Annotated in this window: 6 protein-coding genes; 4 read left to right on the top strand and 2 right to left on the bottom strand. The window is 69.7% G+C overall.

Features of this window, described 5'->3' with window-relative positions; translation table 11 throughout:
* Positions 1 to 177: 177 nt before the first annotated feature.
* The 4 genes from tap to ACZ4WZ_RS33470 all read left to right on the top strand — a co-directional run bounded on the left by tap (position 178) and on the right by ACZ4WZ_RS33470 (position 3,989).
* On the top strand, positions 178 to 2,421 hold the full coding sequence (gene tap, locus ACZ4WZ_RS33485; protein ID WP_467896829.1) for a telomere-associated protein Tap: 2,244 nt from the start codon (positions 178 to 180) through the stop codon (positions 2,419 to 2,421).
* A gap of 3 nt (positions 2,422 to 2,424) precedes the next feature.
* Positions 2,425 to 2,979, top strand: coding sequence for a telomere-protecting terminal protein Tpg (gene tpg / locus ACZ4WZ_RS33480; protein WP_467896828.1), 555 nt, complete (start codon positions 2,425 to 2,427; stop codon positions 2,977 to 2,979).
* A 93-nt stretch (positions 2,980 to 3,072) separates the two neighbouring features.
* Positions 3,073 to 3,555, top strand: coding sequence for a MarR family winged helix-turn-helix transcriptional regulator (locus tag ACZ4WZ_RS33475; RefSeq protein WP_467896827.1), 483 nt, complete (start codon positions 3,073 to 3,075; stop codon positions 3,553 to 3,555).
* Complete coding sequence (locus tag ACZ4WZ_RS33470; protein WP_467896825.1) at positions 3,552 to 3,989, top strand: MarR family winged helix-turn-helix transcriptional regulator; 438 nt, start codon at positions 3,552 to 3,554, stop codon at positions 3,987 to 3,989. The genes ACZ4WZ_RS33475 and ACZ4WZ_RS33470 overlap by 4 nt, the downstream gene beginning before the upstream one ends.
* A gap of 134 nt (positions 3,990 to 4,123) precedes the next feature.
* Here ACZ4WZ_RS33470 and ACZ4WZ_RS33465 read toward each other — a convergent pair whose 3' ends face one another.
* Together ACZ4WZ_RS33465 and ACZ4WZ_RS33460 are read right to left on the bottom strand one after the other, a co-directional pair.
* Positions 4,124 to 4,597 carry a MarR family transcriptional regulator gene (locus ACZ4WZ_RS33465; RefSeq protein WP_388946398.1) on the bottom strand — a complete coding sequence of 158 codons (474 nt, stop codon included), beginning with the start codon at positions 4,595 to 4,597 and terminating at the stop codon, positions 4,124 to 4,126.
* Positions 4,594 to 5,310, bottom strand: a complete 717-nt coding sequence (locus ACZ4WZ_RS33460; RefSeq protein WP_323188313.1) for a hypothetical protein — start codon at positions 5,308 to 5,310, stop codon at positions 4,594 to 4,596. The genes ACZ4WZ_RS33465 and ACZ4WZ_RS33460 overlap by 4 nt, the downstream gene beginning before the upstream one ends.
* Between the last annotated feature and the right edge of the window lie 2,099 nt (positions 5,311 to 7,409).

Genomic DNA, 7,409 nt, shown 5'->3' with positions numbered 1-7,409 from the left:
CCGACATCGGGGAATTGTCCCCCGAGAGGTCTGACTTCCACGGAGGCCTGCCCGCCTGCGCGGCCGGACGGGAACCGCAGGGGGGGCGTGAACGCCGTGAACGGCGTTAACGCCCCCCGTGCGGTTCATGTGCGTTCAGCGGTGCGCTTCACATATAGGCTGCTGCTGGAGGTACCGATGACCGAGATGAACGAACAGGCGACGCTCTTCGCAGCGGTCGACGCCCTGCTCGAAGAGGCAGCCGCACAGGACGGGCTCCCCCACCCCGACGAGCGCAAGCGCCTGCGCGAGGCCGCCGGTCTCAGCCAGGACCAGATCGCCAAGGCCCTCTCCGTCCGCCGCGAGACCGTCACCTCCTGGGAAACCGGCCGCACCTCACCGCGTCCCCCGAAGCGCGCGGCGTACGCCCGCCTCCTCGAGGGCCTCGCCGCCCGCCACCCCGTTAACGCCGTTAACGCCCCCGGCCCGCATCCCGCCGACACCATCAACAGCCTTAACGCCGTTAACGACACCACCGAGCCGACACCCCCCACCGTTAACGGCGTTAACGCCACGCCCCACCCGGCCACCACCGCCGAGGAGCCCCCCACGGCCCTCCCGGTCACACCCGCCACCGTCAACGCCGTTAACGCACCCACCGCCCCCGAGCCCGGATCCACCCCCGAGCTCCCCGCCACCGTTAACGCCGTTAACGCCCCGGCCCCCACCCGCCGCCCGCCCCAGCGCCCCACCCCCACTCCCGCCCCCCTCGCGGGAAACGGCCCCCTCGCCGTCCTCGACGGCACCGGCCACGCCCACGCCGCCGGCGGCCTCCTCCTCCCCCACCCCACCTCCGACCTCCCCTCCCTCATCGCCTGGGCCCTCGGCCCCGACGCAGACCTCCGTTCCCCCCGCCTCCACCGCAACGGCAGGGACGGCGACCCCCTGCTCGTCCTCACCGCCCCCGCGGCCCAGCGCCTCGGTCTCCCCCTCGTCCTCGAAGACCGCCGCGCCCTGCGCCTCCCCGACAACCACCCCGTCGTCAAGCAGCTCACCAAGGCCAAGTGGCAGCTCACCCGCCGCGGCTTCGGCCCGTGGGCCCGCGTCTACCGCCCGGCCTCCCCCACCACCGGCCGCCAGTGCGTCCAGCTCGCGGTCCTCCCCTGGGGCGCCCTCGACCCCCGCGCCTGGGGCGAGGACACCGCCGACCTCCCCGCCCCCGAGCTCGCCGAGCTGCTCACCACCTACGCCGCCCGCGTCCTGACCCCCCGCGGCTCCACCGCCGTGACCGGCCTGGAACTCATGACGGCCCTGCGCCCGCCCACCCGCGCCGCCCGCAACCCGCAGACCAACGCCTGGGAGTCGGCACCCGTCCCCGGCTCACTCACCCGCCCCGTCGACCCGGCACCGCCCGAGGCCCCGGACGAGCACCCGGTGGTCGCCGCCCTCTACCCCCGCGCCCACCAGCGCACCCCGGACGAGGTCCTCGACGAGGAGGCGTACGACTGGATCCGCGACCCGGAGCTCCTCACCGACGCCGAGTGCGCCCGCACCCACGCCGTCGGCATCGACGTGAACATGGCCTTCGCCGCGGCCGCGAACCGCCTGACCGTCGGCCTCGGCCCCGCCGTCCACACCACCGCCCCCCGCTTCGACCCCAAGCTCCCCGGGTGCTGGCTCGCCGACCTCTCCTCCCTCTCCCTCGACCCGCGCCTCCCGAGCCCCTTCACTCCCCACGGCAAGCCCCCCACCGGCCCCGCCTGGTACGCGACCCCGACCCTCGCCTACGCCCAGGAGCTCGGCCACGACGTCCGGCCCGCCGAGGCCTGGATCCGTCCCGACAACGGCCCCTACCTCGACGCCTGGTACACCCGGCTCCGCGACGCCTACATGGCCACCATGGCGGACCTCGGCATCACCGCCTCCCTCACGGAGTCCGAGTTCCTCACGGCCATGACGGCGTACAGGACGAACGCCCCCCGCACCGCGACGGCGGTCCTGTCCGCCATCAAGTCCACCGTCAAGGGCGGCATCGGCAAGCTCCGCGAACGCCCCCAGGGCGCCTCCTACCGCCCGGGCGAGGCGTGGCCCGCCCTGGAGCGCCCCACCTGGCGCCCCGACATCCGCGCCGCCGTCATCTCCACGGCCCGCGTCAACATGCACCGCAAAATGCGCAAGCTCGCCACCGAGGCGGGCCTGCACCCCGTCGCCGTCCTCTCAGACTGCGCGGTCTACCTCTCCGACGGCCCCAGCCCCCTGGACTTCCTCCCCCGCACCCCCGAGGGCAAGCCCCTCCCCGGCGGCTTCCGCCTCGGCGTCAGCCCCGGCATGGTCAAGCACGAGGGCACCCAGCCCCTCCTCTGGGCCGTCCAGCTCCTCGACCAGCACCTCAACCCGGCCCGCCACATCAAGGGCCACGACGCGGCAGCAGACGGCGAGTAACCGATGTCCGACATCTCCGACAGCCTCACCAAAGCGGACGAGCAGCACTTCACCCGCCCCATCCCCAAATCCGCCGGCGCCCAGATGCGCTTCCTCGTCAAACAGCTCAAGTCGACCAAACAGGCAGCCGCCACCCTCGGCATCTCCCAGCGCACGGTCGAGCGTTACGTGAAGAACGAGATCAAGCAGCCCAAACCGGCCCTCGCGGCCCGCCTGGAAGCCGAAGTGCGCCGCCGCTGGCAGCCCCTGGTCCGCAAGCGGGCCCGCGAGCAGGCCGCGCGCACCACCGGCCTGGTCATCGAGACCCGCGCCCGCTTCGGCTTCACCGCCGCCCCCGGCACCACCGACGACGGCCGTATGCGCCGCATCACCCAGCACCTGCCCCCGGAGTACGCCCAGCGCCTCTTCGCGGCCCAGGAAACCGGCGCCACCGAAGCCCAGCTCCGCCACATCACGGCCGAAGCCCTCCAGGAGATCTACTTCAAGGACAACGGCGCCCGCGCCACCAGCCTCCTGGTCGAGTTCACCGACATCGACTACGTCGACTTCGCCTTCTAGCGCGCCCAGCTCGGGCGTTCAGCCGGCCTGCGCGGTGATGGACTCGGCCACACATACTAGCCATGTACATAATAGCCATCTACTGTATCTGTCATGAGCCCAACAGCTGAGAACGTGACGGCCGGCTACCTGGTCTGGCGCCTGTCCCTGAAGTGGCGGGTGGCCGTCGACCGCGCGGTCGCACCGCTGGGGATGACCCACGCCCAGTACGCCCTCATGGCCTCGCTGCACGGCATGTCGCGCTCGAAGCAACGTCCCAGCCAGCGGCAGCTCGCCGACCACACGGGCCTGGAACCGCTGTACGTCTCCAAACTCGCCCGCGCCCTGGAGGCCTCCGCCCTCGTCGCCCGCACCCGGGACCCCGACGACCCCCGCGCCATGCAGCTGTCGCTCACCGAGCAGGGACTCGACGTCACGAGCCGCGCCATCACGGTGGTCCAGGGCCTCCTGGACCAGCTGCTGGAGCCCCTGGGCGGCCAGCACGGCCCCCGCGCCCAGCAGTTCACCCGCGAGCTGGCGATCCTGCTCGACACGCCTCTCGATCCCCACACCGACAACGTGAAGGACCGGTCATGACCACCACCGCACCCTCCGCCGACGGCCGGGTCATAGCCCTGGCCCACCACTCCGCCCGCGCCCTCATGGAGACAGCGCTGGCCAGCCACGGCGTCACGTTCCACCAGAGCGTGACGCTCCGGGCCGTCACCGTCGCGGGAGGCTCCCTCACCCGCGACGAACTCGTCGCCGAGGTCACCGACTCCCTCAAAACCGACCCGTCCGTCGTCCACGGCACCATCGACGAGCTGACCACCGCGGGGCTCCTGTCCCAGAAGGACTCCCTCCTGCACCTCACGGACGCCGGCCGGAACCTGCACCACACCACCGCCGCCGCGGCCGCCCAGATCTCCGCCCGGCTGTACGCCGACATCCCGGCCGAGGACCTGGCGGTCGCGGGCCGCGTACTGACCCTGCTCACAGAGCGCGCGAACGCCGAACTGACCGCCTCCTGAGACCCACCCCACCCAAAGCCGCAGGAGCCCCCTCAAGCCCCTGAAAACCTTGGAGGGCCCCAGGAACATCGCCGGGACCCCCCAAGGCTCTTGAGCCGCCCTCAGAGGCCTCCAGGGGCCTCCTCTTCACGCACTCATCCCACGGCGTGCAATGTCCGCCGCCGCTTCGACTCCGCAGCCTTCTTCGCGGCGGCCTGCGCCGCACGCTTCTTCCGCTGCTCCGCCAGCTGGTCCTGATACTCCGCCACCGCCTGGTGGTAGCTGGCGACATAGCCGCGCGCGTCCAGCCGCTCGTCGGTGGCCATCTCGTTCACGGCCGCGACAGCGTCCTCGAAGGAGTTGTACCCGGCCAGCATCGGGTTGATCTGGTACACCCCGTTCCTGACCTTCCGCACGAGCTTGGCGAGCTCCAGGCTGCGCAGAGCGGCATTGACACTCGGCCTGCTCAGCTCCAGCATCCCGCCGATGGTGGCCTGGTCGATGAGGATCCGCCCGCCCGGCTCGCTCAGCGAACGCAGCTTCAGCAGCACACGGTACGCGGCAGGCGGAAGGTCCAGGTCGGAGAGAAGCCCGTCGGCGTTGACCGCAGCGAATCGCAAGGTGCTCACTGAGCTGTCCCTTCTTCCTTGCGCTGTGCCCGGCTCAGCCGGCGCGCAGCGCGCTCTTTGGACCGTTCGGCCCGCAGTTCCTCGATTGCCTGCCGCATGTGGTCCAGCGACGGGAACCGCACCAGGTCGGGCAGGCTCGTGTCGCTGCGAATCTGCGAGATGGTGCTGTGCTGCTCCACCTTCACGAACTCACCCGCCGTCTCCGTCCCCGGGATGAACTCGGCCACCCGGTAACTGTAGGGCGGGTTGAACTGGTACACACCCCGCCGCACCTTGAAGACGATCCCATGAGACATGACGGTGTGCAGAGCCTCCGACGTCTTTGTCCGACTGACGTCCAGGATCGTAGCCATCTCCTCCTGCGTAAGTGGAATCCGCCCTCCCGCCCGCTGGCACGCGATCAGCAGCAGGATGAGCCTCAGGGGCAAGGCTTCCCTGAAGTACTGGGCAATCACCAGGAAGAACTCGAGGCTGTCCATCGAGAACGCATTTGGCTGACTCTGCGTCCCGTAGAACTCCAGCGGCTTGCGCTCACCGTCCAGCGTGAGCTTCCGGCTGGGATACCGCTTCGCCAGGCTGTCCAGATCCTTGACCGGAGCCAGCGGCTGACTCCACGCCGAGATCGCGTCATCAACGGGGAGATCAGGACGCGGCGCGCGCGACGGACTCGGCCGGCGGCGCTGTGGCTCTGATGACACGAGGATGCTCTCCACTTCGTTGATCTGCAGAGAGAGTATGTCAACAAGGGTGACACTAATGTCACGCTCGTTGACGTTCGGCGTGTCTTGTGTCCCCCCAGGAGGGACACATCTCGGCCACGGCCTCTCTCCGGCCCCTCCCGGACCCCCGCGCCCAACCCCTCCCCGACCCCACGCAGTTCGGCGACGTATCTCCACCAAAACGTCAGCCCCGCCGACGTTTTGGCCCAAAAAGCGTCAGCCTCGCTGACGTTTTGCAGGAGTTCTGTCCCCCTAGCAGCGACACATCCCCCGAGTTATGTCCCTTCTGAGGGGACATAACTTTCCTCCCGCACCCCCTCTGACCTGCGGCAACGCATATCCGTACTCTCTATAGGCCGTCCCCTGCCGCGCTGTGCGCACTCAACGCCGCCTTCAACCCGCCCCTGGACCTGACTTCCTGACGTAGCGCCACCAGAACGTGGAGACCCAGGCCCCCCGGACACCGTGTCCATAACCACGCAGAATCTGACTGATTCCTATCTCTATCCCCAGATCACTTTGAATCACCACCTCCTCCACCATTAACGGCGTTAACGCCCCAACCTCCACCTCCAGCAACCCCCCAGCAGACCTCAAGCAACCCTCAGCACTCCCCCCACCGAAAAGCCCCCACAAAAGTCGGCACCCGCCCCCACCGAACCAGGCAGGAGCTCCCACGAAAACTCCCAAACTGCACCCACCACCCCGAGGCCACTCACCCAAGCGGAACCACCACCCATCAGGTGCTGAACCCCCATGCGCCACCCAACCAAGGACCTTCAACCACGGAGCAAAACCCGGGAATCAACCGCCGCACAGCACTACTTCAAAGCAGCGGACCCTGACCACGGAACAACCGGACTCCCAAACGGAGCAAAGGCCACGCAACCGCCTCCCTGCCGAGCGAAACGAGGAGCCTCGGGCCGAAGCGAAGCAAAGGCCCACCCGCCCAAAGGCAGGGCAGTCGGGGAGCAAAGCTCCCCAACCCCAAGCGCAATCAGGGACCTCAGGCCGAAGCGAAGCGCGCCCTTCCCGTCCTGCCCCGGAGCAAAACGAAGGGCCTCCGGCCGGAGCGGAACAAAGGCCAGCCCCTGAGCTGGTGAAACCAGCCCACCCCTAAGCGGAACGAGTGGGTTTCGGCCGGAGCGAAGCGGGGGTCCTTCCTTTCTCATCCCAAAACGAAGCGAACGGCCTCCGGCCAAAGCAGAGCGGTGGCCAGGCCCTGAGCTGGCAAAGCCAGCCCGGCCCAAACAAAGCAAGGGGGTCCCCAGCCGGAGCGAAGCGGAGGCCCTGCCTTTCTCGTCCGGAGCGAAGCAAAGGGCCCCTGGCCGAAGTCCCGAGCGAAGGCCCCTCCCTTCCTGTCCTAAAGCAAAGCGCAGGACTCCCCGCCGGAGCGGAGCGGAGGCGGGGCCCTCGGGGGGCTAAGCCGGCCCAGCCCCCAACGGAGCGAGGCGGGTTGTCGGCCAGAGCAGAGCGGAGGCCTCTCCTTCCTCCTCCCGGAGCGAAGCGAAGGGCTTCCCGCCGGAGCGAAGCGGAGGCCTTTCCACTGTCCTGAAGCGAAGCGAAGGACTTCTCCCCGGAGCGAAGCGGAGGGGGGACCCCTGGGCTGGCGAAGCCAGCCCCCAACGGAGCGAAGGGGGTTCTCGGCCGGAGCGAAGCGGAGGCCTTTCCTCTGTCCTGAAGCGAAGCGAAAGGCTTCCCGCCGGAGCGAAGCGGAGGCCAGACCCTTGGGCTGGCAAAGCCAGCCCACCCCCGAGCGGAGCGAGGGGGGTTCTCGGCCGGAGCGGAGCGGAGGCGCTGCCTTTTTCGTCCCGGAGCGAAGCGAAGGGCCTCTCGCCAGAGCGGAGCGGAGGCCTTTCCTCTGTCCTGAAGCGAAGCGAAGGACTTCCCGCCAGAGCGAAGCGGAGGCGGAATCCCTGGGCTGGCGAAGCCAGCCCCCCGAGCGGAGCGAAGGGGGTTCTCGGCCAGAGCGGAGCGGAGGCCGGCCAGCCCGAAGGGCTGGCACTGGCCGCGGAGCGGCCGTCCCCCGAGCGCAGCGAGGGGGTGCGCTTCCCAGGCGCGCAGCCCCTGGGGTCCCGCTCCGCGGGAGATCG

Source organism: Streptomyces sp. NPDC029122 (assembly GCF_055569445.1).
Note: the sequence above shows the minus strand (reverse complement) of the source record. Positions and strands in the feature narration are given on the sequence as shown.

Excerpts from the sequence above, each read along its gene's own strand:
- tap (WP_467896829.1), top strand. The coding sequence starts at position 178 with ATGACCGAGATGAACGAACAGGCGACGCTCTTCGCAGCGGTCGACGCC.
- tpg (WP_467896828.1), top strand. The coding sequence starts at position 2,425 with ATGTCCGACATCTCCGACAGCCTCACCAAAGCGGACGAGCAGCACTTC.
- ACZ4WZ_RS33475 (WP_467896827.1), top strand. The coding sequence starts at position 3,073 with ATGAGCCCAACAGCTGAGAACGTGACGGCCGGCTACCTGGTCTGGCGC.
- ACZ4WZ_RS33470 (WP_467896825.1), top strand. The coding sequence starts at position 3,552 with ATGACCACCACCGCACCCTCCGCCGACGGCCGGGTCATAGCCCTGGCC.